1 protein-coding gene is annotated in these 572 nt (G+C 63.5%); it reads left to right on the top strand.

Features of this window, described 5'->3' with window-relative positions; all coding sequences use genetic code 11:
* Positions 1 to 149: 149 nt before the first annotated feature.
* Positions 150 to 545, top strand: a complete 396-nt coding sequence (locus AC1D1T_RS32950) for a hypothetical protein (RefSeq protein ID WP_477845614.1) — start codon at positions 150 to 152, stop codon at positions 543 to 545.
* The last annotated feature ends 27 nt before the right edge of the window (positions 546 to 572 follow it).

A 572-nucleotide genomic window follows, 5' to 3' on the forward strand; every position in this document is an offset into this window, starting at 1 on the left:
CCCAAACTCCCTCCGTTCGCTTCGCTCACTGTGGTCAAACAGTGTGCGACAGTCAGTTCACGAAGCGTGCTGGCGCACGCGGGCCATGAAACCAGCCAGCTCCGGCGCCCCGTCCTAATTGGCGCTCCACAGCCTCCCCATCCGCGCCTTTGCAACAACCGCTGTGCTACTTCGACCTGTACTTCGCAAACCGCGCGGAAACACAGATGGGTGAATCTTGGCGAGTTCTTGCGGCAGTGACCTGCACGGCAGTGTTCGCCGTCATCCTGGTTCTCCTCTGGCGCTCGGCCATTGCGGGTGTTGGCAAGGCCGTGCTCAGCGTGCTGGTGCTGTTGGTGGCGTCCGTGCTCCTGCTCATGCTTTCGGCTCGTCCGGCTTGCGGGCCTGAGTCGGAATGGAAGCGGGCGACCTCGTGCAAATGGCAGGCGCGCGTCGTGTTTGGGGGCAAGTCTGAACAGACGGACGAGCGCGCGGGCGCTCGCATGCTCAACGGTCTGACCAGTCTTTTCCCCCAACAAGAGCGGCTGGTGCTTCGCGGCGGGTGAGGGAATGGGCTGGGGGCGATTTCCTGG

The organism is Rhizobacter sp. P2_H3 (assembly GCF_056403355.1).